Origin of the sequence: Arthrobacter sp. MYb221, from assembly GCF_002979835.1 — a bacterium.
GTDB lineage: Bacteria > Actinomycetota > Actinomycetes > Actinomycetales > Micrococcaceae > Glutamicibacter.
Genome location: NZ_PCPW01000003.1, coordinates 141,756 through 165,589 on the forward strand (window position 1 = coordinate 141,756; position 23,834 = coordinate 165,589).

The window sequence follows — 23,834 nt, forward strand, 5'->3', positions numbered from 1 at the left end:
ACTTCGCTTACTATTCTGCCACTTGGACTTGATGATGGCCTATTCCACGGCGCTTCGTTGCGTCCCGGTGGGCCGAATCACCTACTGGTTGCCGCTGGTGGGATCCTCGCCCTTGGAGAGCTGCTCCCAGTCGGAGATCCCGCGCGATTGCGCGTCCTTGGCCGCGGGGGCCGCGGAAACCTCCCGGTCGTACTTCGAGCTCTTCTTCCACCCGCCGCAATAGATCAGCACCAGAATTCCCTGCAGCACGATGATCGCCCCGGCCACCACGGTCAGCGACGGCCAAAGCGAAACGGTGTACTGCCCGGCGCCGCTGGTCAGCCCGGTGGCCTCGGCCACCGCGCCGGCGGCCGCCGCCTGCGGGTTGGTGACCGCTTGGACTCCGGCGGCGATCACCGCGATGCCGGCCAAGAGGGTGATCAGCCCGATCAGGTAGCGGGCGATCTTCCCGGCGATCAGCAGCGCAAGCGCACCGGCGAGCACCGCGACGCACAGGGCGGTGACGGAGGCGGCGGCGGTGGACCCGTCGACGACGATCTCCGGGACCTGCACGGTGCCGGATTCGACCTGGACCACCACCCAGGTGCGGGTGGCGGTCCACAGTCCGGCCAGCGCTCCGAGGATGCCAAGCAGGGCGGTATTGCGGGCGGTGAGATGTTTTTTCACTTGGTTCCACCAGTTTCGGTATTGGCTGGGCGCATCGAGCCGGCGGCCCACACCGCACGCAGCGGGGCGGCGGCCTTGTTGACGGTTTCCAACGCTTCGTCGGCGAATTTCGAATCGTTCACGATGCCGCCGCCGGCCTGCACGTAGGCGCGGTGATCCTTGAGCAGCGCGGAGCGGATCGCGATGGCCATGTCCATGTCGCCGGCGAAGTCCAGGTAGCCCACCACGCCGCCGTACACTCCGCGGCGGTAGGGCTCGTACTCGTCGAGCAGCTGCAGCGCCCGGGGTTTGGGCGCCCCGGAGAGCGTGCCGGCCGGGAAGGTGGAGGCGAGCACGTCGTAGGCGTCCACGTCCTCCCGGGCCTTGCCGACCACGTTGGAGACCAGGTGCATGATGTGGCTGAAGCGCTCCACCTCCATGAACTGGGTGACCTCCACGGTGCCGGCCTGGCAGACGCGCGAGAGGTCGTTGCGCGAGAGGTCCACCAGCATCAGGTGCTCGGCGCGTTCCTTCTCGTCGGCCAGCAGCGACTTCTCGTGCAGCTGGTCTTCCTCGTAGTTCGCCCCGCGCGGGCGGGATCCGGCGATCGGGTGGGTGACCACATGCGCGTCGTTGACCGTGACCAGCGCCTCCGGGGAGGAGCCGACGATCTGGAAGGGTTCGCCGTCCTCGTTCTCGAAGTTGAACAGGTACATGTAGGGGCTCGGGTTGGTCGCGCGCAGCACCCGGTAGACGTCCAGCGCGTCCGCCTTGGTCTCCAGCTCGAAGCGCCGCGAGACGACAATCTGGAACACCTCGCCGTCGACGATGGCCACCTTCGCCTTCGCCAGCGCCTCCAAATACTCGTTTTCGGCCCAGGAGTGGCTGACCGCTTCCATCAGCGTTTCGCGCGGCACGTCGGTGCCCTGCAGGGTGATGGCCGTGGAGTCCAGCGGGGTGCCGAGCTGGTCGAGCATCTTCTGCAGCCGCGCCACCGCGGCATCGTAGGCCGCCTCGGCGTGCTCTTCGCGGCCATCGAAGTTGATCGCATTGGCGATCAGCGTCACGGTGCCCTCGGTGGCGTCGTGCGCGGCCATGTCGGCGACCAGGTTCATGCTCAGTTCGGGGATGTTCAGGTCATCAACCGGCGGATTGGGCAGGCGCTCCCAGTGCCGCACGCACTCCCAGCCGATGAAGCCGACCATGCCGCCGGTTAGCGGCGGCATGCCCGGGACCGGTTCGGTATGCAGCGCGCGCACGGTGTCGCGCAGGACGTCCACGCTCACCCCGCCGGTGGGCAGCCCCTCGGGCACATGCCCCTGCCAGTAGGCCTCTCCGCCGCGGGTGCTCAGCGTCGCGGGCGAGTTCACCCCCACGAACGAGTACCGGCTCCACACCCCGCCGGGGGCGGCGGACTCCATCAGGAAGGTGCCGGGCCGTCCACCGGCCAGCGAGCGGTACAAGCCGATCGGGGTCAGCGAATCGGCGAGCACCGAGATGGTGATCGGAATGACGCGGCGGTTGGGTGCCATGGCCAAAAAGGCCTCGCGGGAAGGGGAAATCTTGCCTAGGGTTTTCATTCAGCTTCTTTTCAAACGCGTAAACTTTGCGGACGCCCGATGCTTGCCGGGGCGCTCGTGGGCTGCAAGCCCGGACTATTCGGGGCGGTGGCCGACGGTGGCGGGCAGCTGGCGGTCGGTAAAGCAGGACTCGGTGCCGGTATGGCAGGCGGCTCCCACCTGGTCGACCATCAGCAGCAACGCGTCGCCGTCGCAGTCCAGGGCGGCGGACTTCAGGTACTGCCCATGCCCCGAGGTATCTCCCTTGCGCCAGTATTCCTGGCGCGAGCGCGAGTAGAACGTGACTCGCCCGGTGGACAGCGTGCGGCGCAGCGCTTCGTCGTCCATCCAGCCAAGCATGAGCACCAGCCCGGTGTCATGCTGCTGCACGATCGCGGCGAATAACCCGTTCGCATCGCGCTTCAGGCGCTGCGCGATCTGCGGGTCGAGGTTTTCTGGTTCGGGGCTCGGATTCGAGCCGCTCTGAGAAGTAGACATCCCCATTAGCATACTGGGTCTCCCGCGTTCAGCTCCCGAGCGTGACGCACCGCTTAGAGCCAATCGCAACCGCTTGGCGACACCCGCGGATGATTACGCCCATCAATCGCCGACCCGTGCTAGTTTCAGAAGTGATGCACCTAGTACAAGCTTCCAGATTGGCGTTGGCCGAGACCCTGCTAGCAGCGGGCCCCAGCGCCGACACTCTGTGCGCCGGTTGGCAGACCCGCCACCTCGCCGCGCACTTAGTCCTCCGCGAAAATTCTCTGCTCAGCGCCGGCGTCGTGCTGAAGCCGCTCGCCACGAAACTCGATGTGCGCCTGCAAGAACTCGCCGACGACGCGCAAACCCCCGAACGGTATGCGGCCCTGGTGCGCCGTTTCCGTGCCGGGCCCAAGGGCTACTCCCCCTTTTCCTTCGAAAAGCTGGACAAGGCGCTGAACCTCAACGAATTCTTCATCCACACCGAAGACGTGCGCCGTGCGCGCACCCAGTGGGCTCCCCGGGTACTGGACAAGGAGTACACGGAGCTGCTGTGGCAATCGCTCATCAAGACCTCGCGCTTGTTCTTCCGCAAGGCGCCCGTGGGCATCATCCTGTGCCGTCCGGATGGGCAACGCCACGTAGCGAAGAAGGCTCCCAACGCCGTATCCATCAACGGCCCGGTCACCGAGCTGATGATGTACGCCTCGGGACGCACCGATGAAGCCCTGGTGACCTTCGAGGCCGGTCAAAGCGCGCTGCAGATTATCCGCGGCTACCATCCCTCGATCTAGCGCTCGTCACTAATTCCTGGCTCGGCCTGACGGCCTCGAGTTATCCACACATTTCTCGCATGCTCTCCCAATAACTGCGCGAGGGGTCTAGGATATCGCTCAAACGCGATCCTCGACATGCTCGGAGAGTTCACATGAACACTCGGAAAATTGCAGTGGCACAATCTGTCGTTTTGGCTTGTGCATTGACGGTTACGGCCTGCGCGGGTGGCGCCTCCCCGCCGGACACCACGGAGTCATCTAACCCGGTGGTGCAAGAATCGAAAACCACCATGCCAAGCCCGTCCCCGGCGAAGCCGAAATACGAGCCGGCAACCGCAACAGGGCCCGCGAAAAATGTAGTCCTCCCGGAATATTCGGCATTAGCTCATAAAAACACCGAAAAAGGGGCAAAAGCATTCGCTGAATACTACTTTCAGCTAATGAACTACGTCGGCGAAACTAACAACGCAGATCAGTTGAAAAAGGTAACTTCACGTCAGTGCCAACTCTGCGGCGAGGGAATAATTGATCCAGCAGATAAAAGTAAAGCAATAGACCAGTGGCAAGTTGGGGGAACTTATGATTTTATGGTGATTGATTCATACAAGTCCGCAGATAATTTGGCCATTGTAACTCTCAATTTCCATATAAATGAGTCAAAAACTTACACTATTCCCGATGATCCAATCGCGCATTACGAAGCAACTACGCCTTCGCTAGCCACATTGCAACTCAAATTCGACAATGGTTGGGTCGTATTGAAACTTCTCGTCGCGGACGACGAATCATGAGTATTACCAGTCGCGCTGGTACATCTGCGGCCGCCATTGCAATCCTTATAAGTCCAACTTCCTTAATTTCGTTGGACAGCAATGAATTTGCAGCGGACAATTTGGGAAATTGCATAAAGGTCAACAAAATTGACAAACAGAAAATCACACACTACTGGAAATGTCCTGAAAATGACAATAATCAGGAGACATCCGACGACGAGGGATGGTACAGACCAACCGATCCTGAGTTAATTGAAAAACGCAATGCCCCCAAATATAAAATCCGAGATTTCGACACCTGCATTCCTGGACTCGAAACCGTTAGAGGATGCGATTCAAACCCGGATCAGACTGCCTGTCCAGATGGATCTTTCCCAATACTAAGACAAATTATCGGTGTCGAGGGTATTGAATCCGGACTCGTTATCCGAACATATAGGCTTTGTCCGGGCGATCCTTTCGATCCAGATATTCCAAGTGAAGATTTTATAGTTGAAATTATGATTACACCCGAGCAATTCAGGTCATTTCCAATTACAGCCTCACAGATGCTAAGCAATCCAGAAAATTTTTCACTTCGAAACGGGCACTCTCATTTTTGGGCTGAAGGACAGAGCCAGACGTTCAACTCGAATATTCTAGAAACTCCTGTACGAATCCGGGCGATTCCCATCGGCTGGAATTGGAATTATGGTGATGGAAACACCCGGAACCTGGATTTCCCAGGCGAGCCAGCACCGGAGCATACCCTTCGAGATGAAACACCGACGAGCCATTCCTACACAGAAACGGGCACCTACGGTGTCGGGCTCACCACGTTGTTCCGCGGAGAATTCAGCGTCGATGGCGGCCCGTGGCAGGCAATCCCGGGACAAGCCGCCGTGCCCAGCGAGCCTATCGAAATTGATGTCTGGCGAACCAAGAAGCAACTCATCGCCACGGATTAGCATTTGCCGAGGCTGCGATCTTGCGGACACAAAAATGGGCCAGTTCAAAATGAACTGACCCATTAGTTGTTTAATACCTAGCGTACCGGATAGCCCGCTTCGCGGATCTTCTCCTTGACCTTAGCGATCATGTCGGTGGGACCGAAGTGGAAGATCGAAGCAGCCAACACCGCATCGGCTCCGGCTTCGATTGCCGGCGGGAAGTCCTCCGGCTTTCCTGCACCGCCGGAGGCGATTAGCGGAACCTTCACGGCCGCGCGGACGGCGCGAATCATTTCCAGATCGAACCCGTCCTTGGTGCCGTCGGCATCGATCGAGTTCAGCAGGATCTCGCCCACGCCACGTTCGGCTGCATCCTTGGCCCACGCAACCGCGCACATGCCGGTGCCCGTGCGGCCACCATGGGTGGTGACCTCATAGCCCGAGGCGATCGACGGATCGTTGGTCCGACGGGCGTCCAGGGAAAGCACCAAGACCTGCGAACCGAAGCGTTCGGTAATCTCGTTGATCACGTCTGGCCGAGCCACCGCCGCGGTGTTGATCGATGCCTTGTCTGCGCCATTGCGCAGCAGGCGATCGACATCCTCCGCCGCGCGCACGCCGCCGCCAACGGTCAATGGGATGAAAACCTCTTCGGCCGTATGGCGAACGACCTCGAAGGTCGTCTCCCGGTCCGAGCTGGAAGCGGTCACGTCGAGGAAGGTGAGTTCATCGGCACCGGCCAAGTTGTAACGCCGGGCAAGTTCCACCGGGTCCCCGGCATCGCGAAGGCCTTCGAAATTAACTCCCTTGACGACGCGTCCGGCATCGACGTCGAGGCATGGAATAACACGGATTGCTACGCTCATGAGCTGAATCTCCTAGGGTGGCGTAACTAGATGCGGCAGGCGTGGATCTGGCTGACCAGAATCGCGCGAGCGCCAACGTCGTACAGCTCATCCATGATGTTGTTGGTTTGCGACTTCTTCACCATGGCGCGCACGGCGCACCAGTCCGAGTTCGCCAGGTCGGAAACGGTCGGCGATTCCAGCCCGGGAGTCAGCGCGCAGGCCTCTTCGACCTGAACGCGGCGAATGTCATAGTCGAGCATGACGTACTGGCGGGCGACCAGCACGCCGGACAAGCGGCGGATCAGCAGGTCAAGACCGGCCGGCTTGTGGCCGACTCGTCCGATGAGCACCGCTTCCGACTGGAGCAGCACATCGCCGAAGATTTCCATGCCGGCGGCCTTGATGGTGTTTCCGGTTTCGACCACATCGGCGATCGCATCGGCCACACCGAGACGCACAGAGGACTCAACCGCACCATCCAGGCGGACGACGCTCGCATCGATCCCCTGCTTCTTCAGGTAGTGGTCCAGAAGAATGTCATAGCTGGTGGCGATGCGCTTGCCGTTGAGCTCTTCGACGGAGTTGAACGCTCCGACCGGGGCAGCAAAGCGGAAAGCGGACTTGCCGATGCCAAGGGATAGCTGCTCCTCGACATCGTCGTCGACATCTGCATCGAGGTACAGGTCACGACCGGTGATTCCGACGTCAAGGATGCCGCGGCCTACATAGACGGCGATATCGCGCGGACGCAGGTAGAAGAATTCAACGTTGTTCTCTTCATCGACCAGAACCAGTTCGCGGGTGTCGCGGCGCTGGAGATAGCCGGCTTCCTTGAACATGGTGGAGGCGATTTCGGAGAGGGCGCCTTTGTTGGGCAGGGCTACGCGAAGCATTTATTTACTCGTTTCATGAGTGTGGCGCCGGGCGATAAGCCAAAAACAAGCGCCAAGGATTTAATTGGCCGTTGTTACTGCCGCCGAGCGGTGCCTGCGACCGGGTGCGATGACCCGGTCGCAGCAGCGCGACGGCTATAGATGCTTGTAAACGTCGGCCAAGGACAGACCCTTGGCAATCATCAAAACCTGCAAGTGGTAGAGCAGCTGGGAGATCTCCTCGGCTGTTTCCTCGTCACTTTCGTACTCGGCGGCCATCCAAACTTCGGCGGCCTCCTCGACAACTTTCTTGCCGATGCCGTGGACACCGGAATCAAGTTCGGTGATGGTACGAGAGCCTTCCGGGCGGGTTTGGGCCTTGAGCGACAGTTCGCTGAAGAGCTCGTCAAAAGTTTTCACGTCTACAAGACTAGCGTTTTTCCGGCTGGTGCCCGAATTTTCCATGCCTATTGTGACGTCCCAAGCGGCCATTGGCGTAGCGCTGCGACGGTCATCACAGCGGCCGAGAAGGCTTCGTAGCCCTTATCCTCGCTGGAACCTTCCAGGCCTGCGCGGTCCAGCGCCTGCTGCTCGTCGTCGCAGGTGAGCACGCCGAATCCGACAGGTACGCCGGTGTTCACCGAAACGTCGGTCAGCCCGTTCGTGGCGGCCAGGCAGACATAGTCGAAGTGCGGGGTCCCGCCGCGAATCACCACGCCGAGGGCGATGATCGCATCGTAGGACTTAGCCAGCGCGCTTGCGGCCACCGGGAGTTCGAAGGTGCCGGGCACGCGGATCAGGCTCGGATTCTCGATCCCCGCGTCGCGCGCGGCTCGCTGCGCGCCGTCGATGAGGCCGTTCATGATGATCTCGTGCCAGCTGGCGGCAACGATCGCGACTTTCAGTCCCGACAAGTTCAGCGCCTTGAGCTCATCGGCGACATTTGTCGGGGCTCCATGCTTGCTCATGTGATATTCCTTAAGGTTTGCGTTGCTGTTCTAGAAGCTAGTTTTGGTGTTCGGCAGTTGCAGGTCATGGCCGAACCGGGCCTGCTTGGTGCGCAGGTAGCTTTCGTTTTCGCTGCGTGGTGCGATTCGGCTGGGCACCAATTCGGTCACCGCCACCCCGGCCTGGGCGAGCTTGGCCTGCTTGTCCGGGTTGTTGCTCAACAGGCGGATCTCATCGATCCCCAGGTGCTTCAGGATCGCGGCGACCGCGAAGTACTCGCGCGCGTCGGCGGGGAAGCCCAGGTGGAGGTTCGCGTCGAGGGTGTCCACGCCGGTTTCCTGCAGCGCGTAGGTGCGCAGCTTGTTGAACAAGCCGATGCCGCGGCCCTCGTGGCCGCGCACGTACACCAGGTGCCCGCCCTCGGCGGCGATCTGCTCCAGCGCCGCATGCAGCTGTTCGCCGCAATCGCAACGGTAGGACCCGAAAACGTCGCCGGTGAGGCATTCGGAGTGGATGCGCACCAGATTCGTGGCCCCCTCCAGCGTGGGCGCCGGGTGGCTGAGCACGATGTGCTCGTGGCCCTCCACGCTGGCGGCCCGGGCGCTGAAGGTGCCAAAGGGGGTGGGCAGCGAAACGGCTTCGGTCAGCGAGATTTCGTCGTTGACCCGGCGCCAACGGGCGAGGTCCTCGATGCTGACCAGCGGCAGATCGTGGGCCGCGGCGAAGTCACGCAGATCATCGAGGCGCATCATCGAGCCGTCGTCGTTGACGATCTCGCCGATCACGCCCACCGGCTCCAGGCCCGCACCGCGGCAGAGATCCACCGCGGCTTCGGTGTGTCCGCGGCGCTCCAGCACGCCTCCGGCGGCGGCACGCAGCGGGAAGATGTGCCCCGGGCGGCTGAGCTGTGCCGCCTCGGCGGCGGGGTCCGCCAGCAGCCGGGAGGTGACGGCCCGGTCGGCGGCGGAAATTCCGGTGCTGATTCCGCTGACCGCGTCGCAGGAGACGGTGAACGCGGTGCCCTTGGAATCCTGGTTGATGCCGACCATCGGGGCCAGGCCCAGCTCGTCGGCGCGCTGGGCCTCCAGCGGCACGCAGATGACCCCTGAGGTGTAGCGGATGGTGAAGCCCATCAGCTCGGCGGTGGCGAATTGCGCGGCGAAGATGATGTCGCCCTCGTTTTCGCGGTCTTCATCGTCCACCACGACCACAGCCTTGCCCGCGGCCAGGGCGGCCAGGGCGGTGGGGATCGAGTCCAGTTCCTTGCGGGCCATTACTTGCCGCCTCCAAACGCGTTCAGCCGGGCCACGTATTTTGCGAGCACGTCCACCTCGATATTGATGGCGTCGCCGACCTGGCGGGAACCCATGGTCGTCTCCTCCAGCGTGATCGGGATGATGCCGACCTCCACCCAGTGGGCTCCGGTGGCGGTTGCCGCGGAGACCGCGGTGATGGTCAGCGAGATGCCGTCCAGCGCGATGGAGCCCTTTTCCGCGGTGAGCGGGGCGTATTCATCGGGCAGCCCGATGCGGAAGGTGGTCCACTGGCCGTGATCTTCGCGGGCCAGCACCGTGCCGACGGTATCAACGTGGCCCTGGACGACGTGGCCGTCGAGCCGGCCGCCGGCCGGGGTGCAGCGCTCCAGGTTCACGATCGAGCCGGCGCGCAGCTCCCCGGTGCTGGTGCGGCGCAGGGTCTCGCCCATCACGTCCACGCTCAGGGTTTCGCCCTCCAGTTCGGTGGCGGTCAGGCAGACGCCGTTGACCGCCAGCGAGCCGCCGAGGCCCAGCGCCTCGGTATGGCCCGGTGCCTTCAAGGTGAGCACGGCAAGATCTTCGTTCGGGTGGTTCTCGATGCCCAGCACCGTGCCGGTGCCGGTGATAATTCCGGTAAACATTTTTTGGGGTCCTTTAAAGTGTGTGGGATGTGCGCTCGGGCAACGGTTCCAGATGCATCAGCACGTCCGCGCCGAGGCGGGTGAGCGCGTCGGGTTGGTGGGCGTCGAGCCTGAACTGGCGGGCCTGGGACAGGGTGGTCACCGAGCCGATATTCACCGAGGTGCCGCCGGCGCCGATGATCACCGGTGCCTGGTAGCAGTAGATCTCATCGGCCAGGTCGGCCTCGATAAATGCCGAGGCGATGATCGAACCTCCCTCGATGAGCAGGTGGTTGAAGCCCAGTTCGGTGGCGCGGTTGACCAGGTCGTTGACCTCGTGGGTGCGCAGCTGCTCCCAACGATCATCGTAGGCCAGCGCCAGGTCCTCGGGCAGCGCCCGGTGGCCCAGCACAAATCGGTAGGGCTGGTGCTCGTGCAGTCCCCCGGCGGCGGTGCGCGCGGTCAGCCGCGGGTCGTCGGCGATCACGGTATTCGTGCCCACGACGATCGCGTCCACCCGGGAGCGCAGCCCATGGGCGTGGTTGCGCGAGGCGTCTCCGGTGATCCACTGGCTGCTGCCGTCGGGGGCGTTGATCCGCCCGTCCAGGGACTGCGCGGTTTTCACGGTGATGAACGGACGGCCCTGCGCCTTGGCGCGGAACCAGCGGTGATTCAACTCCCAGGCGGCCAGATGCTGCTCGCTCTGGCTGACGGCGACCCCGCGCGAGCGCAGGTAGTCCGCTCCCCCGCTGGCGGTGGCGGTTTCATCGCTCATCGCGTAATGCACCTGCCCGATGCCGGCGTTGGCGATGGCCTGCGCGCAGGGGCCGGTGCGCCCGCGGTGGTTGCATGGCTCCAGGGTGACCACCATGGTCAGCTCCGCCGCCTGGCTGCGGTCCATGCGGCCCAGCCGGCGCAGCGCATCGATCTCCGCGTGCGGGTTGCCGGCGCCCAGGTGGAATCCGGTGGCGATCACGCGCCCGGCCCCGTCGAGCACACACGCGCCGACCAGCGGATTTGCGCCGCGGGCTCCGCGTTGCGCCGCTTCCAGCGCGGTGCGCAGCGCCTGGTCCAATTCGCTCTGCCCGATCATGGCTGCTTTCCTTTGATCGTAGGATCTAGCATTTCGGTTTCGATCTGCGGCTTTTCGCCCTTTTTCGCCTTCATCCAGACGAAGAAGCCGACGATGGTGAAGCCGCCGTAGAACAGGTACATGAAGGCGCTGGCGTAGTAGCCGGCGGAGAAGAGCAGCGGCACGCCGACCGCGTCCACGGCCACCCAGATGAGCCAGAATTCGACCCAGCCCTTGGCCATGCCATAGGTGGCCAGCAGCGAACCGACGAAGGTCCACGCGTCGGCCCACACCGGATCGTAGGATCCGAGCATCCGGAACAGCGGGGTCACCGCGATGGTGCCGACGATGAGCACGGCGATCAAGCCAATGCGTTCATTGGTCGTGGCCCATTTCGGGGTGACCGCGTGGCCGCCGTCAACCCCGTCGCGGGCCTGCTTCCAGCGCACCCAGCCATAGAATGACACGGCGATGAACATGATCTGGCGTCCGGCTTGGCCCCATAGGTTGGCGGTGTAGCCGGTGTCGAAGATGCTGCCCAAAAAGACCGTCAGGAGCAGCAGGTTGCCGACAATGCCGACGGGCCAGGCCCAGACCTTGCGGCGCATGCCGCCTAGCGCACTGGCTAGGCCAAAGATATTGCCGACGACTTCGCGCACCAGAAGTGCCGAGGAGCCGATCGCAATTTGTGAGTTAAAAGCTTCAATGAGCCACCGCAGAATATCCATCATTCACCCTTCTCGAAGCGGCGGCTCCGGGGGTGTGCAGTTGATGGGCCTATGGCCAGGCGTTCGTTCGGCTCGCTCGAGCGGAACGGTTGGCTAGGCCATGGCAAATCAAACCCGTGCTTCTCCCATCCAGACTTTAACTGTCGGTACCGGAATTTCACCGGCTCAACCGCTTCCTTGGCTTGTGGCCTTGGTTGCGGGTCGCGGACTATAACCGCCGGTTCGGACTTACACCGACCCCGGAGCACGTATTCGTGTTTACTAGTGACTAGTTTGGCATATTTTAATGCGCGATGCGTGCAAGATTTCTTAATGCGTCGATTTCCGCCGCCGGTTCCGGCGCGGAGTAGACGGCCGAACCGGCGACAAACACGTCCGCTCCGGCTTCGGCGGCGCGCAGAATCGTATCCCGCGAGATGCCCCCATCCACCTGGAGCGCGATCGGCTTGCCGGTTCCGGCGATGGCCGCACGGGTGCGCTTGATCTTGGGCAGCACCAGGTCGAGGAACTTCTGCCCGCCGAAGCCCGGCTCCACGGTCATCAGCAGCACCATGTCCAGCTCGCCGAGCATATCCAGGTACGGTTCGATGGCGGTGGCCGGGCGCAGGGCCATCGCCGCCTTCGAACCAGCCGCGCGCAGTTCGCGGGCCAGGCGGATCGGCGCCGCGGAGGCCTCGGCGTGGAAGGTGACCGAGTCCACCCCCAGCTGGGCGTATTCCGGGGCCCAGCGATCGGCGTCTTCGATCATCAGGTGCACGTCGATGGGCAGGTCGCTGACCTTTTCAAGCGCATCGACCACGGGCAGCCCGAGGGTCAGGTTCGGCACGAAGTGATTGTCCATCACGTCCACGTGCACCGCGTCGGCGGTGTGGATGCGCGCCAGTTCGCTGGCCAGGTTCGCGAAGTCGGCGGACAAGATCGACGGATTAATACGCGGGTTGCTCATCGGTGCTCCTTGGGGGTGGGCGCTGGATTCCGGCGCGCGGGCTACGCGCTTTTGGTGATGATCGCCATGAACATGGCGTCGGTGCCGTGGATATGCGGCCACAGCTGGGCGGTGCTGCCGCCGGCCAGCTCGTGCCCGGCGGCGGGAGTGCCATCCAGGGCCACGGCGGACACCGCGGCCCCGGTGTCCAGCAGCGTGGCGGCGGGGTTCGACTTCAGGAAATCTTCGACCACCAGCCGGGTTTCGGCCATATGCGGCGAGCAGGTCACAAATCCGATGACCCCGCCGACGCGGACCGCGTTGAAGGCGGCGGCAAGCAGTTCGCCCTGCAGGCTGGTCAGCTCCGGGATGTCCCGTGGCTGCTTGCGCCAGCGCGATTCCGGGCGGCGGCGCAGCGCACCGAGCCCGGAGCAGGGGGCATCGACCATGATCCGGTCGTAGTCCCCGGCGAAGTCGGCGGTGCCGAACTCGCGGCCGTCCTTGGTGGTGACCATCCAGTAGTCCGCGGGGACCGCGGACATCGACTGCTCGACCAGCCGTGCACGGTGTTCGGTGGGTTCGTTCGCCGTGAGCCGCGCGTCGCGTTGCACCGCGAGCGCGCCGAGCAGCGCGGCCTTGCCGCCGGGGCCGGCGCACAGATCCAGCCAGTACTTGTCTTCGCCGTCCACCGGGAGTTCCACCGCGGCCAGCGCGCGGGCCATGAGCTGGCTTCCGGCATCCTGCACGCGCACGGTCCCTTCGCGCACTCCGGGCACCCGGGCCACGTCCCCGTGCTTGTAGGTGGCCGAGGCCTCGACCACGGTGCCCGGCTCGGCGCCGGCTTCGAGGGCCGATTCCAGGGTGCCCAGCCCGGGCAGCGCGACCAGGTTGACCACCGGAGCCAGGTTATCTGCTTGGAGCAGCTCGGGCAGCTCCGCGGCATCCCGTCCGTCGGCGATGAGCGCGCCGCGCAGGGCGCGGACGATCCAGTCCGGGTGGGAATGCTCGATCGACAGCTTTTCGGACGCGCTGCCAGCTGCGGCGGTCAGCAGCGCGATCCACTCTTCGGGTTCCTTCACGCTCACCTTGCGCAGCACCGCGTTGATCAGCCCGGAGGGCCCGGCGCCGATCTGCGCGCGGGCCAGCGAGACGGTCTCATCGAGCGCGGCGTGCTTGGGCACGCGCATGGCCAGCAGCTGGTGGGCGCCCAGGCGCAGGGCGTCGAGGATCGCCGGGTCCAGCTCGGCCAGCGGCCGGTCCACCAAGGTGGTGAGGATTGCGTCGTAGAAGCCCTGGGAGCGCAGTGCGCCGTAGGCAAGTTCGGTGGCGAATCCCGCATCGCGCTTTTCCAGCTGGTGCTCGCGGATCAGCTTGGGCAGGACCAGGTTGGCGTAGGCGTCCTTGGCGGAGACCTCGCGCAATACCTTGAAAGCCACCAGCCGGGCCGGATCGGCCGCACGCTTGCGCTGGCCGGGGGCGGACTGGCTGTACTTGCGCGGGCGGTCGCCCTGGCCGCGGTTGCGGGTGCGGCCGGATTCATTGCGTCGTGGTTCGTTTACTGGTTCGTGCCCGCTCATGCGAAGCTCACTTTCGTTCCCTGGGTCAATACGCCGCGAGCCCAGTCGGAGGCGTTCATCATTTTTTTGCCTGGCGGCTGGATGGTTGAAAGTTCCAGCGCCCAGGTGCTGGTGCCCACATAAACCACCGGGTGCTTGCCCGGTTCGATGTGCACCTCGCCGGGTGCCAGCTCGGCCATCTCGCGCCGCTCACGCAGCGGGCCGAATTTGTAGCGTGCCTCATCCGCGGTGGCCCAGGCGCCCGGAAAGGGGCTGGTGCCATGGGCGCGGCGACGGATTTCGGTGGCCGTGCGGGTGAAGTCCAACTGCGCGTCGACGTCGGTAATTTTCGGCGCATAGGTGTGCGATCCGCTTTGCGGTATCGCCACCGCTTGACCCGCATCAAGCGCCTGCAGGGTCTGCACCAGCAAGGTGGAACCGGATTCGCTGAGCCGATCGAGCATGATCCCGGCGGTGTCCAGCTCGCCGATCCGCTCGGTGACCTGCCCGAACACCGGGCCGGTATCCAGCCCGGTTTCCAGTTGGAAGGTCACCGCGCCGGTGATGTCATCGCCGTGGATGATCGAGTGCTGCACCGGGGCGGCGCCACGCCAATCGGGCAACAGCGAGAAGTGCAGGTTGATCCAACCGTGTTTGGGCACGTTCAGCGCGGCGGCCGGAACCAGCCCGCCGAAGGCGACGATGGCGGCGGCGTCCAGGTTGAGCTCGGCCAGCTGCCCGGTGACCTCGGCGTCGATCTTATTCGACTTGATGGTGCGCAGGCCCAGCTGCTCGGCGCGGGCGGCGACCGGCGAGGCGGTGAGCACGCGTTTGCGTCCCAGCGGGGCGTCGGGGCGGGTCAGCACGGCGGCGATGTCAAAACCGGCGGCGTGCAGGTGGTCCAGCGAGGTGACGGCGACCTGCGGGGTGCCGGCGAAGAGGATGCGCATGGGTTAGTTCCCCATTCCGGCGCCGAAGCTGGATCCGAGGAATCCTGCGCGTTGCGCCACGGTGGCGGTGGCGGTCTGTTCGTAGTTGCCGGCACGCAAGGTGCGCCAGGCGGCCTTCTTCTCCTCGGGGGCCAAGCGATCCAGGAAGAGGATGCCGTCGAGGTGATCGGTCTCATGCTGCACGCAGCGCGCCAGCATCCCTTCGCCGGCGATGCGGACCGGTTTTCCGAACTTGTCCACGCCGCTGGCAACCACCTGGCGGCGGCGCGGCACCGGAGCGGAAATACCCGGGATCGAGAGGCACCCTTCGATTTCGTCGGGCTGGAAGTCCTCGCTCAGTTCGAGCACCGGGTTGATGATATGTCCGCGTTCCTTGCCAATTTGGTAGGTGAACACGCGCAGCGAGACCCCGACCTGGGGCGCGGCGAGGCCTGCACCGTCAACGTTTTCCATGGTCTGCTCCATGTCGTCGACCAGTTTTTGAATTTCCGGTCCAAACTCGGTCACCTCCTGCGCTGGTGTGCGTAGAACGGGATCGCCGATGATCCGAATTCCCAAAATCGCCATGGTACGTGTGGCTCCCTCTCGGTTGGTCAACTATCGCTCAGTCTCGGGCGGACCGACACTAACCACACCAGTCTACGGTGCCACGGGCCCCGAGGCATGAGGTGGCGGGGTGATCTCGACCAGCGCGGCTCGTGCCTTGGAGATTTTGAACTGCGCCTCCCAATTGCGGCGCAGCGCATAGAACTTGGACCAATAATCGGGCAAGGCGGCCGGTGGCGCCATGAAAGTCCGGGTACCGCTCTGCCCGAGGGCCACCGCGAGCAGCATCGAATCGGTGCCGTAGGGCCACGGCTCCCAGCTGCCCGTCTCGGCGTCCGCTACACGCTCTTCGGCTTTGGCCGCGGCAGCGAGCTGCATGATGACCTTGTCGTCCGGGGTTTTCACCAATCCCTCGCGATCGCTGCCCTTCGTCTTGTAGTCCAGCAGGCACACCTTCCCTCCGATGCGGGCGACCAGGTCGATGGTTCCGGCATAACCTACGCTTTCGTTCCAGACGGTCACCTCGGTTGCCAGCGGTTCCACCTGGTACTGTTCCCACCATTTTTCGAAGTGCGTCGCGAAGCCCAGCTCGTCGTTGGCCTCGAGGGCCGAGCGCACGGCAGCTAGTTCATCGGGCTTGCCCAGCGCGCGCAACGCAAAGTGCTCTGCGTAGTTATGCACGCGGTCCCCGCGTTCGGCGGCGGCATCGCGGTAGCGTTCTGCGGCGGCCGCGGAGTCGCGCACCAGCGAACGCATCTTGCCCGGTTGCGACAACGCATCGGACAAACGCTGATCTTCGGATAGGGACTTGGCGGCCATATATCCGGCCCAGCCAGAAAGATCCATCTTGTCCATCCCGATCACCGTGGTGATCGACGGGACCGTGGCTTCTCCTCCCACCTGACGGCTGTACATTCGTCCTAGATCGGTTTGAATCGCAAGTTTTGGTGACGTCATGCACACGATCATGGCACGGGCCGCGGACGCTTTGCTCCTAGTCCGCACGAGAATAACTAATTTTCCGCGTAGTTCCGCGGGTTTCCGGGCTTGTGAACCAGATCTCACGCTCTCGATTTGGCAGCTTGCGGAAACTCGTATAGAGTTTTTACTCGTTGGAGCGAACGGAAACGGCGCGAAAACAAGCACTTTTTGCGGACATAGCTCAGCTGGTAGAGCGCAACCTTGCCAAGGTTGAGGTCGCGAGTTCGAACCTCGTTGTCCGCTCGCAGAAAGATTCATCGACTAAGTAACATTAGTCAGCTCGGCTTCGGCCGAGTATGGTGGGGTGGCCGAGAGGCGAGGCAGCGGCCTGCAAAGCCGTTTACGCGGGTTCGAATCCCGTCCCCACCTCGCAAAGAGGTAAAAATCTTTTTGCGCGATTGGCGCAGCGGTAGCGCGCTTCCCTGACACGGAAGAGGTCACTGGTTCGATCCCAGTATCGCGCACGGAGTTTTGGTTTTCGGATCAAGACTCAAATATGCGGACATAGCTCAGCTGGTAGAGCGCAACCTTGCCAAGGTTGAGGTCGCGAGTTCGAACCTCGTTGTCCGCTCTGAGAAATCAGAGTTTTACTTTGTTTTCTGTCGAGATTCTTCGGAATCCTTCGGCGCGATTGGCGCAGCGGTAGCGCGCTTCCCTGACACGGAAGAGGTCACTGGTTCGATCCCAGTATCGCGCACTGGATATTGGTTTTTACTGGTATTCATGCGGTCATAGCTCAGCTGGTAGAGCGCAACCTTGCCAAGGTTGAGGTCGCGAGTTCGAACCTCGTTGACCGCTCCATAAAAAATGGGAATCACTCCAAGTGATTCCCATTTTTGTTTAACTTCCAGATGAACAACACGCCCGGGATTGCTCCAACACTTCCCTGCGCGGCCGTTTCGCTTTAGTGTGGAGAGCAGTTGTGGAGCTAAAAGGGGTTCCCACCGTCGAATGGAGGTGCAGCATGGCAGGATTTGATGATCTGCGTGGCAAGGCAGAGGAATTCGCGAAGCAGAACCCGGATCAGGTTTCAGAAGGCATCGAAAAGGCCGGCGACTTTGTCGACGACAAGACCGGTGGCAAGTTCGCTGATCAGGTTGACGGGGTCCAGCAGGGCGCCGGAGACTTCCTAGGTGGACTCGGTGGCAACGCCGAGGAAAACGAAGGCGAGAACAACCAGGGCTAATCCCCTTGTGATTGTGCTTTGGCCTTGCCCGAGCATCTTGGAAAGGCACCGACCGCTGGTCGGTGCCTTTCTTGTTTTAACGTCATCTTCGGGCCGTGACGTGCGGCGATTACCGCAGGGGTAGCCGCAGCCTGTAGAAAATGAGTATGACTCGAAGCACTGCGACTCAGGCCGATGGCATAGCCCAGGCGATCATCGCCGGTTTGATCACCACCATGGTGGGATTTGTTGCATCCTTCGCGGTGGTGCTGGCGGGGTTATTCCAGGTAGGCGCAACCGTTGGGCAGGCGGCCTCCGGTTTGCTGATCCTCTGCCTGTGCGTGGGCCTGAGCACCATCGTGCTGTCCTTGCGCCACCGCGTGCCGATCAGCGTTGCGTGGTCCACCCCCGGTGCGGCGATGCTCGCGGCGCTGGCTCCCGGGGCCTTCGGCTTTGCCCAGGCGGTGGGCGCGTTCATCGTCGGCGGCGTGATGATCATGCTCTCCGGGCTGGTTCCGGTGCTGCATCGGCTGCTCACGCGCATTCCGGTGCCGATCGCGCAAGGCATGCTCGCCGGCGTGCTGATTCCGCTGTGCCTGACGCCTTTTACCGCCCTGGGCACGATTCCGGTCCCGGCGCTGGGAATCCTGCTGGTGTTTTTCCTCGGGCTGCGGCTGCTGCCCAAGTTCGCCGTCGCGCTGAGCATGCTGGCCGCGCTCGGCTTCGGGCTGTGGCATATCGCACGCACCGGCTTGTGGGGCCAGCTTGAGCTGCTGCCGCACCTGCAGTGGGTCTCCCCCGAATTCTCCTGGCAGGCGATCGCGAGCATCAGCGTGCCGCTGTTCATCGTGACCATGGCCTCGCAGAATATTCCGGGGGTCGCGGTGCTCGGGTCCTTCGGCTATGCGTTGCCGTGGCGCTCCTCGATGCTGGTCACCGGGGCAGGTTCCTCGCTCGGCGCCTTCTTTGGCGGGCATGCAATTAATCTGGCGGCGATTACCGCGGCGCTCGCGGCGGGCGAGCAGGCCGGAGCGGACGCCTCGCGGCGCTGGCGGGCGGCCACCAGTTCCGGGGTGTTCTATCTCATTTTCGCGGCGCTCAGCGCGCTGATCGTCTCCGTGGCCAGCGCCTCTCCGGAGGGGCTGTTCCAGGCGGCGGCGGGCTTGGCCCTGCTGGCCACGCTGGGCAATTCGCTCCTCGGGGCGGTGGCCGATCCGTCCTGGCGGCTGAGCGCACTGGTCACCGTCCTGGTGGCTGCCGGCAATCTCACGCTCTTCGGAATCGGCGGCGCATTTTGGGCGCTGGTGGCCGGGCTGTTAACGCACTTCATCGTCGAGCGCGAGGCTCGACGATGAAGTTGCTGGCGCTGCGCTAGGCCTAGAGGGCCGGCTCGCCGGCCTGCCCCTCGCGGGCCAGGGCGGTCAGCCGGGAGACCGCGCGGTAGTACTTCTTCTGGTAGCCGCCGGACATCATTTCGTCGGTGAACAGCTCGCTGAACGGCTTGCCCGAGGCGATGATCGGCACGTCCTTGTCATACAGCCGGTCCGCGAGCACCACGAAGCGCAGCGCCACCGACTGATCGGTGATGGTGTCCACATTGTGCAGCACCAGCGCGTCGGTTTCCGCCAGCAGCTGGCGGTAGCGCGAGGGGTGGACCTTGTGCAGGTGGGCGACCAGCTCGGCGAAGTCATCAACCGCGAGGGTCTGATCCGCATAGCGTTCGGCCGCGAAGTCCTCGATGGTCTCGTCTTCCAACGGCGCCGGCGCATCGGGCAGGCCACGGTGGCGGAAATCCACCCCGTCCACGCGGTGCACGTCGAACTGCTCGGAGAGGGTCTTTATTTCGCGCTGGAAGTCGACCGCGGCGAAGCGGCCCTCGCCCAGCGCCCCGGGCAGGGTGTTGGAGGTGGCGGCGAGCTTCACTCCGGCATCGGAGAGCTCGCGCATCAGCCGGGACATCAGCACGGTGTCCCCCGGGTCGTCGAGCTCGAATTCATCGATGCACACCAGCTTGTACTCGCTGAGCACGTCGACGGTGCGGCGGAAGGAAAGCGCGCCGACCAGGTTGGTGTATTCCACGAAGGTGCCGAAGGCCTTCGGGCCGGGGCTGGCATGCCAGAGCGAGGCGAGCAGGTGGGTTTTGCCCACCCCGAAGCCGCCGTCGAGGTAGTAGCCGTTCTTGGTGGCCGTTTTCTTGCCGAAGAGCTTGGAGAACAGGCCGCCGCCGTTGTTCTTGCCCACGGTTTGGGCGAAGTTGCTCAACTTGGTGACCGCTTCGGCCTGCGAGGGCTGGTTCGGGTCCGGGCGGTAGGTATCGAAGGACACCTCGCCGAAACGGTAGGACGGGTGGAAGCCGGCCAGCAGTTCATCGACCGAAAGGTTCGGTGTGGTCTGTGTCAGGTGGATGATCTTGGCCATGCGTTCGAAGGTGTCCTTTAGGTTGGCGTGCGGGTGATGATGCGGGGCCGCTGCCTTGGCCCATCGGCCAGTTTACCTTGGCGGGGGCGCGAAAATGGAGAAGAATGTCGCACCCCACACGAATGCGCAGCCACGGGGACTAGGCTAGAAGGTGAGAATGCGGCCGCCGCTTCGCGCGTCGGCCGGAAACCGAACTATGAGGAACGTGATCGCGCATGTCGCTGCCTGTTGAGCACAACCCAAGTTACGCACAGTATGCCCACCCCGAACGGCTGGTCTCCACCGGTTGGCTGGCCGAGAATCTGGGGGCCGAGAACCTGGTGGTGCTCGAATCCAACGAAGACATCTTGCTGTACTCCACCGGCCATATCCCCGGCGCCCTGAAGATCGATTGGTTCACCGAGCTGAACGATGAGGTCACCCGCGACTACGTCGAAGGCGAGGACTTTGCCGCGCTGATGTCGGCGAAGGGCATTGGCCGCGAGACCACGGTGGTGCTCTACGGCGACAAGTCCAACTGGTGGGCTGCCTACGCCTTGTGGGTCTTCACCCTCTTCGGCCACGAAGACGTGCGCCTGCTCGATGGCGGCCGCGATAAGTGGATCGCCGAGGGCCGGGAGCTTTCCACCGGCAAGCCCGCGGTGGTGGCCACCGACTACCCGGTGGTCGAACGCGACGATTCGGTGATTCGCGCCTACCTGCCGCAGGTCCTGGAGCACCTGGGCAACCCGCTGATCGACGTGCGCTCCCCGGAGGAATACACCGGCGAACGCACCCACATGCCCAACTACCCCGAAGAGGGCGCAATGCGTGGCGGGCATATCCCGACCGCCGCCTCGGTGCCTTGGGGCAGGGCCGCGGCGGCCGATGGCACCTTCAAGCCGCGCGCGGAGCTGGAAGCCATCTACCTGGACGAGGCCGGCTTGAAGCCGGGCGATGAGGTGGTTGCGTACTGCCGCATCGGTGAGCGTTCGAGCCACACCTGGTTCGTGCTCAAGCACCTGCTGGGCTTTGAGACCGTGCGCAACTATGACGGTTCGTGGACCGAGTGGGGCAACGCGGTGGGCGTGCCGATCGTTCGCGGCGAAGCTGGCGGCGCACTACCTGCCAAGCGCGGGGCCCGCGCATGAGCGCGCTGACTCCGGCGCTGGCCGAGATCGTCGAGGAGTTCACCGAGGTCCCGGAGGCCGATCGGCTGGAACTGCTGCTGGACTTCTCCCGCGAGCTGCCCGAGCTGCCAACGCGTCTGGCCGAGCACCCGGAACTGTTCGAGCAGGTGGTGGAGTGCCAGTCGCCGCTGTTCCTGATCGTCGAGGTGGACGCCGACCGGGTGGTGAACCTGTTCTTCTCCGCGCCGCCGGAGGCGCCGACCACCCGCGGGTTCGCCTCGGTGCTGGCCGCCGGCCTGGATGGCTGCCCGGCCGCCGAGATCCTGGCGGTTCCCGAGGATATGCCGGCGCTGCTGGGCCTGTCCCGGGCGTTGTCGCCGTTGCGGATGCGTGGGATGACCGCGATGCTCGCCCGGATCAAGCGCCAGGTCTCCGAGCAGCTGGCCGCGTAGCCGCGCGGGGCTCGGCGCGCAGCGAAAGACAGGAAAATGGCGAAGAAATCGAAGGGGGCCTCCACCCCGGCAACGCTCGCGCTGGACGCGGCGGGCATCAGCTATGTGGCGCACAGCTACAGCCCGGGCGATTCGGCCGAGGGCTATGGCGCGCAGGCCGCCGCGGCGCTGGGCGTCGGCGGGGATCGGGTGTTCAAAACGCTGATGGTCTCCACCGGCGCGAATGCCAGCTTGGAGTTGGCGGTGGCGATCGTGCCGGTGGATGCGGCCTTGGATCTGAAGGCGGTCGGCGCGGCGCTGGGCAAGAAGAAGGCGCAGATGGCCGATAAGGCGGCCGCGCAGCGCCGTTCGGGCTATGTGCTCGGCGGGATTTCCCCCTTCGGCCAGCGGCAGAGCTCGCCGACCGTGCTCGATGCCGGTGCGCAGCGGTTCGAGAGCATCTTCATTTCCGGCGGGCGGCGCGGCTTCAGCCTGCAGCTGCGCCCGCAGGATGCGGTGAAGGTCCTCGGCGCGCTGCTGGCGCCGATCTCCACTCAGCGCTGAGCGGCCAGGCGTTCGGTGAGGAATTCGCGGATCGCGGCGGCAAATCCCTGTGGGTCGCTATTGGGCTCGCGGGTATGCCCGGCCCCGGAGAAGACCCGCAGGGTGACCAGGTCCGGGCGCAGCGCAGCCAGTTTCAGGCTAGGTCCGTAGGGGACGAATTGGTCGTCCTGGCTGTGCATGATCAGCGTCGGGTGCTTCAGTTCGCTGGCCCGCTCCACCCAATTCAGCCGCTTGAGGTTCACCGGCGCCGCGAGCCCGGTGACCCAGCGCCCGGCCCGGTTGGTCAGCAGCCAGCCGGCAAAGAGCCCCACCGTCTGCGGGATCTTATTGAGCCGCGCCTGGTGGGAGATCACGTCCACCCAGTTGATCACCGGGCCGACGAGCATCAGCGAATCGATGCACTGGGCCAGCTCGGAGCGGTCCGCGGTTTGCAGGCTGATCGCCCCGCCCATGGACCAGCCGAGCAAGACGATCTGCGTGGCCCCGTGCTCGCGGGCGTAATGCACGGCGGTTTGCACGTCGTGCCATTCGGTATCCCCCAGCCCATAGCGGCCATCGGCCGCATTCGGGGCGAGCCCGTCATTGCGGTAGCTCATCAGCAGGACCGTGGCGCCGATCTCGGTGAGCACCGGCAGCGCGCGGATGGTTTCGTTGCGCCGTGCCCCGCGCCCGTGCACCCCGATCACCCAGAGGTTCTTGTGGCTGGTGCCCGGCACCAGCCAGGCCGGTCCCGGGCCGCCTTCCAGCGCCAGTTCGATATCTTGCGCGGCGATGCCGAGGTCTTCGGGATGTTCGTAGATCGCCCCGGAGAGGTAGCCGCGGCGCACCCCGTCCAGGCTCCCGCGGTAGATATGCTCCAGCTTGCGGGCGATCAGCCGCGGTTTGCCGGGCACCGCGCGGGGTGCCGAGAGCCGGGCGGCACAGGTATCGGCTTCGGAGATCAGCGTGCACCCGCCGGGATCGGCGGTGTCGGCATCCTTCAGGAAGTGCAGCCAAAGCTGGCCTTCCGCGTCGGTCACGATCTCGCGGATCACCGCGTTGCCGGTGCGGCGTTCTTCGGGAGTGACCACGCGCCGGGCAAAATACCCGGCCAGCGCGGAAACGCTCGCGGCCAGCAACGAGCCGGCGGCAACGCCTAGGCCCACGCCGATCAGCGTCGCGGGCACCGTTTTGCGCGGTTCTAAGGTTTCAACAATGTTCCGGGCCATGATTCCATACTCTCAAATGCGGTCTCGGGAATCATCTCGCGACGCAATTCGTTTGCATCAGTATGAGCGAAGAATCGAAGAAGACCGAAATCGACTGGCAGCAGATCCTCTCCCCGCAGGAGTTCCATGTCTTGCGCCAGGCCGGAACCGAACGACCCTTTACGGGTGAATACTGGGATACCACGACCGAGGGCGTGTATGCCTGCCGCGCCTGCGGGGCGGAGCTGTTCGCCAGCAGCACGAAGTTCGATGCCAGCTGCGGGTGGCCCTCATTTTATGCGCCGCTGGCCGAGGATCGGGTGCGCTACATAACCGACGAGTCGATGGGCATGAAACGCGTTGAGGTGCGTTGCGCGAATTGCGATTCGCATATGGGCCACGTGTTCGAGGGGGAAGGCTTCAAGACGCCGACGGACCTGCGCTTCTGCATGAATTCGTTGAGCCTGACCCTGCGGGAAACGGAGGGCTAAAAGCT

The 23,834-nt window shown here is 64.0% G+C and carries 27 protein-coding genes, 6 tRNA genes and 1 riboswitch; of the genes, 15 read left to right on the plus strand and 18 right to left on the minus strand.

Annotation, left to right across the window (positions count from 1 at the left end; genetic code table 11):
- Positions 1 to 81 precede the first annotated feature (81 nt).
- The 3 genes from CQ015_RS05170 to hisI form a co-directional block, all read right to left on the minus strand.
- Positions 82 to 666 (minus strand): Trp biosynthesis-associated membrane protein, encoded by a 585-nt coding sequence (locus tag CQ015_RS05170; RefSeq protein ID WP_181148234.1) that lies wholly within the window; start codon positions 664 to 666, stop codon positions 82 to 84.
- Positions 663 to 2,225, minus strand: coding sequence for an anthranilate synthase component I (locus CQ015_RS05175; RefSeq protein WP_105649540.1), 1,563 nt, complete (start codon positions 2,223 to 2,225; stop codon positions 663 to 665). The genes CQ015_RS05170 and CQ015_RS05175 overlap by 4 nt, the downstream gene beginning before the upstream one ends.
- Before the next feature lie 75 nt (positions 2,226 to 2,300).
- Positions 2,301 to 2,702: a phosphoribosyl-AMP cyclohydrolase gene (gene hisI, locus CQ015_RS05180; RefSeq protein WP_096285251.1), complete on the minus strand. Its 402-nt coding sequence runs from the start codon at positions 2,700 to 2,702 to the stop codon at positions 2,301 to 2,303.
- 134 nt (positions 2,703 to 2,836) lie between these two features.
- On the opposite strand from hisI, the gene CQ015_RS05185 reads away from it, so the two are divergent.
- The 3 genes from CQ015_RS05185 to CQ015_RS18710 all read left to right on the plus strand — a co-directional run bounded on the left by CQ015_RS05185 (position 2,837) and on the right by CQ015_RS18710 (position 5,180).
- Positions 2,837 to 3,478 carry a TIGR03085 family metal-binding protein gene (locus tag CQ015_RS05185; protein ID WP_105552509.1) on the plus strand — a complete coding sequence of 214 codons (642 nt, stop codon included), beginning with the start codon at positions 2,837 to 2,839 and terminating at the stop codon, positions 3,476 to 3,478.
- Positions 3,479 to 3,612: 134 nt separating this feature from the next.
- The gene (locus CQ015_RS05190; RefSeq protein ID WP_146114021.1) at positions 3,613 to 4,251 is read left to right on the plus strand and encodes a DUF6318 family protein; all 639 of its coding nucleotides are present in this window, start codon (positions 3,613 to 3,615) and stop codon (positions 4,249 to 4,251) included.
- Positions 4,248 to 5,180: a hypothetical protein gene (locus CQ015_RS18710; RefSeq protein WP_146114022.1), complete on the plus strand. Its 933-nt coding sequence runs from the start codon at positions 4,248 to 4,250 to the stop codon at positions 5,178 to 5,180. Before CQ015_RS05190 ends, CQ015_RS18710 begins: the two co-directional genes overlap by 4 nt.
- A 77-nt stretch (positions 5,181 to 5,257) precedes the next feature.
- On the opposite strand, the gene hisF is transcribed toward CQ015_RS18710, so the two are convergent.
- The 13 genes from hisF to CQ015_RS05255 all read right to left on the minus strand — a co-directional run bounded on the left by hisF (position 5,258) and on the right by CQ015_RS05255 (position 16,440).
- Complete coding sequence (hisF, locus tag CQ015_RS05195) at positions 5,258 to 6,028, minus strand: imidazole glycerol phosphate synthase subunit HisF (protein ID WP_096285255.1); 771 nt, start codon at positions 6,026 to 6,028, stop codon at positions 5,258 to 5,260.
- A gap of 26 nt (positions 6,029 to 6,054) precedes the next feature.
- Positions 6,055 to 6,903, minus strand: a complete 849-nt coding sequence (hisG, locus tag CQ015_RS05200) for an ATP phosphoribosyltransferase (RefSeq protein WP_096285257.1) — start codon at positions 6,901 to 6,903, stop codon at positions 6,055 to 6,057.
- A 135-nt stretch (positions 6,904 to 7,038) separates the two neighbouring features.
- Positions 7,039 to 7,302 (minus strand): phosphoribosyl-ATP diphosphatase, encoded by a 264-nt coding sequence (locus tag CQ015_RS05205; RefSeq protein ID WP_096285317.1) that lies wholly within the window; start codon positions 7,300 to 7,302, stop codon positions 7,039 to 7,041.
- A 47-nt stretch (positions 7,303 to 7,349) separates the two neighbouring features.
- A complete protein-coding gene (gene ribH / locus CQ015_RS05210; protein ID WP_105649542.1) occupies positions 7,350 to 7,850 on the minus strand; it encodes a 6,7-dimethyl-8-ribityllumazine synthase in 501 nt (166 codons plus the stop codon).
- A gap of 30 nt (positions 7,851 to 7,880) precedes the next feature.
- Complete coding sequence (gene ribB, locus CQ015_RS05215) at positions 7,881 to 9,104, minus strand: 3,4-dihydroxy-2-butanone-4-phosphate synthase (RefSeq protein ID WP_105552352.1); 1,224 nt, start codon at positions 9,102 to 9,104, stop codon at positions 7,881 to 7,883.
- The gene (locus tag CQ015_RS05220) at positions 9,104 to 9,727 is read right to left on the minus strand and encodes a riboflavin synthase (protein ID WP_105568905.1); all 624 of its coding nucleotides are present in this window, start codon (positions 9,725 to 9,727) and stop codon (positions 9,104 to 9,106) included. The genes ribB and CQ015_RS05220 overlap by 1 nt, the downstream gene beginning before the upstream one ends.
- Positions 9,728 to 9,740: 13 nt before the next feature.
- Positions 9,741 to 10,799, minus strand: a complete 1,059-nt coding sequence (ribD, locus tag CQ015_RS05225; RefSeq protein ID WP_105552354.1) for a bifunctional diaminohydroxyphosphoribosylaminopyrimidine deaminase/5-amino-6-(5-phosphoribosylamino)uracil reductase RibD — start codon at positions 10,797 to 10,799, stop codon at positions 9,741 to 9,743.
- A complete protein-coding gene (gene pnuC / locus CQ015_RS05230; protein ID WP_105552510.1) occupies positions 10,796 to 11,506 on the minus strand; it encodes a nicotinamide riboside transporter PnuC in 711 nt (236 codons plus the stop codon). Before pnuC ends, ribD begins: the two co-directional genes overlap by 4 nt.
- Before the next feature lie 113 nt (positions 11,507 to 11,619).
- Positions 11,620 to 11,757, minus strand: a riboswitch (FMN riboswitch).
- Positions 11,758 to 11,789: 32 nt separating this feature from the next.
- Positions 11,790 to 12,452 (minus strand): ribulose-phosphate 3-epimerase, encoded by a 663-nt coding sequence (gene rpe, locus CQ015_RS05235; protein WP_105649543.1) that lies wholly within the window; start codon positions 12,450 to 12,452, stop codon positions 11,790 to 11,792.
- A 41-nt stretch (positions 12,453 to 12,493) separates the two neighbouring features.
- A complete protein-coding gene (locus CQ015_RS05240) occupies positions 12,494 to 14,008 on the minus strand; it encodes an RsmB/NOP family class I SAM-dependent RNA methyltransferase (protein ID WP_105649544.1) in 1,515 nt (504 codons plus the stop codon).
- Positions 14,005 to 14,937, minus strand: coding sequence for a methionyl-tRNA formyltransferase (fmt, locus tag CQ015_RS05245; RefSeq protein WP_105649545.1), 933 nt, complete (start codon positions 14,935 to 14,937; stop codon positions 14,005 to 14,007). The genes CQ015_RS05240 and fmt overlap by 4 nt, the downstream gene beginning before the upstream one ends.
- Before the next feature lie 3 nt (positions 14,938 to 14,940).
- Positions 14,941 to 15,504 (minus strand): peptide deformylase, encoded by a 564-nt coding sequence (gene def, locus CQ015_RS05250; RefSeq protein WP_105552358.1) that lies wholly within the window; start codon positions 15,502 to 15,504, stop codon positions 14,941 to 14,943.
- Between the two features lie 72 nt (positions 15,505 to 15,576).
- Positions 15,577 to 16,440, minus strand: coding sequence for a PD-(D/E)XK nuclease family protein (locus CQ015_RS05255; RefSeq protein WP_146114023.1), 864 nt, complete (start codon positions 16,438 to 16,440; stop codon positions 15,577 to 15,579).
- 194 nt (positions 16,441 to 16,634) lie between these two features.
- Here CQ015_RS05255 and CQ015_RS05260 point away from each other — a divergent pair.
- The 8 genes from CQ015_RS05260 (at position 16,635) to CQ015_RS05295 (ending at position 18,984) form a co-directional block, all read left to right on the plus strand.
- A tRNA-Gly gene (locus CQ015_RS05260) sits at positions 16,635 to 16,707 on the plus strand.
- Between the two features lie 55 nt (positions 16,708 to 16,762).
- Positions 16,763 to 16,833 (plus strand) — tRNA-Cys (locus tag CQ015_RS05265).
- Positions 16,834 to 16,856: 23 nt separating this feature from the next.
- Positions 16,857 to 16,928 (plus strand) — tRNA-Val (locus CQ015_RS05270).
- Positions 16,929 to 16,962: 34 nt separating this feature from the next.
- Positions 16,963 to 17,035 (plus strand) — tRNA-Gly (locus CQ015_RS05275).
- A gap of 54 nt (positions 17,036 to 17,089) precedes the next feature.
- A tRNA-Val gene (locus tag CQ015_RS05280) sits at positions 17,090 to 17,161 on the plus strand.
- A gap of 28 nt (positions 17,162 to 17,189) precedes the next feature.
- Positions 17,190 to 17,265, plus strand: a tRNA-Gly gene (locus CQ015_RS05285).
- A gap of 163 nt (positions 17,266 to 17,428) precedes the next feature.
- Entirely contained in the window at positions 17,429 to 17,650 is a 222-nt protein-coding gene (locus CQ015_RS05290; RefSeq protein WP_105552360.1) for an antitoxin, read from the plus strand.
- 146 nt (positions 17,651 to 17,796) lie between these two features.
- Positions 17,797 to 18,984 carry a benzoate/H(+) symporter BenE family transporter gene (locus CQ015_RS05295; RefSeq protein WP_181150359.1) on the plus strand — a complete coding sequence of 396 codons (1,188 nt, stop codon included), beginning with the start codon at positions 17,797 to 17,799 and terminating at the stop codon, positions 18,982 to 18,984.
- Between the two features lie 22 nt (positions 18,985 to 19,006).
- Here CQ015_RS05295 and zapE read toward each other — a convergent pair whose 3' ends face one another.
- A complete protein-coding gene (gene zapE, locus CQ015_RS05300) occupies positions 19,007 to 20,047 on the minus strand; it encodes a cell division protein ZapE (RefSeq protein ID WP_096286345.1) in 1,041 nt (346 codons plus the stop codon).
- 215 nt (positions 20,048 to 20,262) lie between these two features.
- Here zapE and CQ015_RS05305 point away from each other — a divergent pair, with 215 nt between their 5' ends.
- Genes CQ015_RS05305 through ybaK form a run of 3 tightly spaced genes read left to right on the plus strand, consistent with a single transcriptional unit; the run spans position 20,263 to position 22,151 of the window.
- A complete protein-coding gene (locus CQ015_RS05305) occupies positions 20,263 to 21,177 on the plus strand; it encodes a sulfurtransferase (RefSeq protein ID WP_096286347.1) in 915 nt (304 codons plus the stop codon).
- A complete protein-coding gene (locus tag CQ015_RS05310) occupies positions 21,174 to 21,608 on the plus strand; it encodes a SufE family protein (protein WP_096286349.1) in 435 nt (144 codons plus the stop codon). The genes CQ015_RS05305 and CQ015_RS05310 overlap by 4 nt, the downstream gene beginning before the upstream one ends.
- 36 nt (positions 21,609 to 21,644) lie before the next feature.
- On the plus strand, positions 21,645 to 22,151 hold the full coding sequence (gene ybaK / locus CQ015_RS05315) for a Cys-tRNA(Pro) deacylase (protein ID WP_105649548.1): 507 nt from the start codon (positions 21,645 to 21,647) through the stop codon (positions 22,149 to 22,151).
- On the opposite strand, the gene CQ015_RS05320 is transcribed toward ybaK, so the two are convergent.
- Positions 22,142 to 23,359, minus strand: a complete 1,218-nt coding sequence (locus tag CQ015_RS05320) for a S9 family peptidase (RefSeq protein WP_096286353.1) — start codon at positions 23,357 to 23,359, stop codon at positions 22,142 to 22,144. The genes ybaK and CQ015_RS05320 overlap by 10 nt on opposite strands.
- A gap of 62 nt (positions 23,360 to 23,421) precedes the next feature.
- Here CQ015_RS05320 and msrB point away from each other — a divergent pair, with 62 nt between their 5' ends.
- Positions 23,422 to 23,829 (plus strand): peptide-methionine (R)-S-oxide reductase MsrB, encoded by a 408-nt coding sequence (gene msrB, locus CQ015_RS05325; RefSeq protein ID WP_096286355.1) that lies wholly within the window; start codon positions 23,422 to 23,424, stop codon positions 23,827 to 23,829.
- Positions 23,830 to 23,834 lie beyond the last annotated feature (5 nt).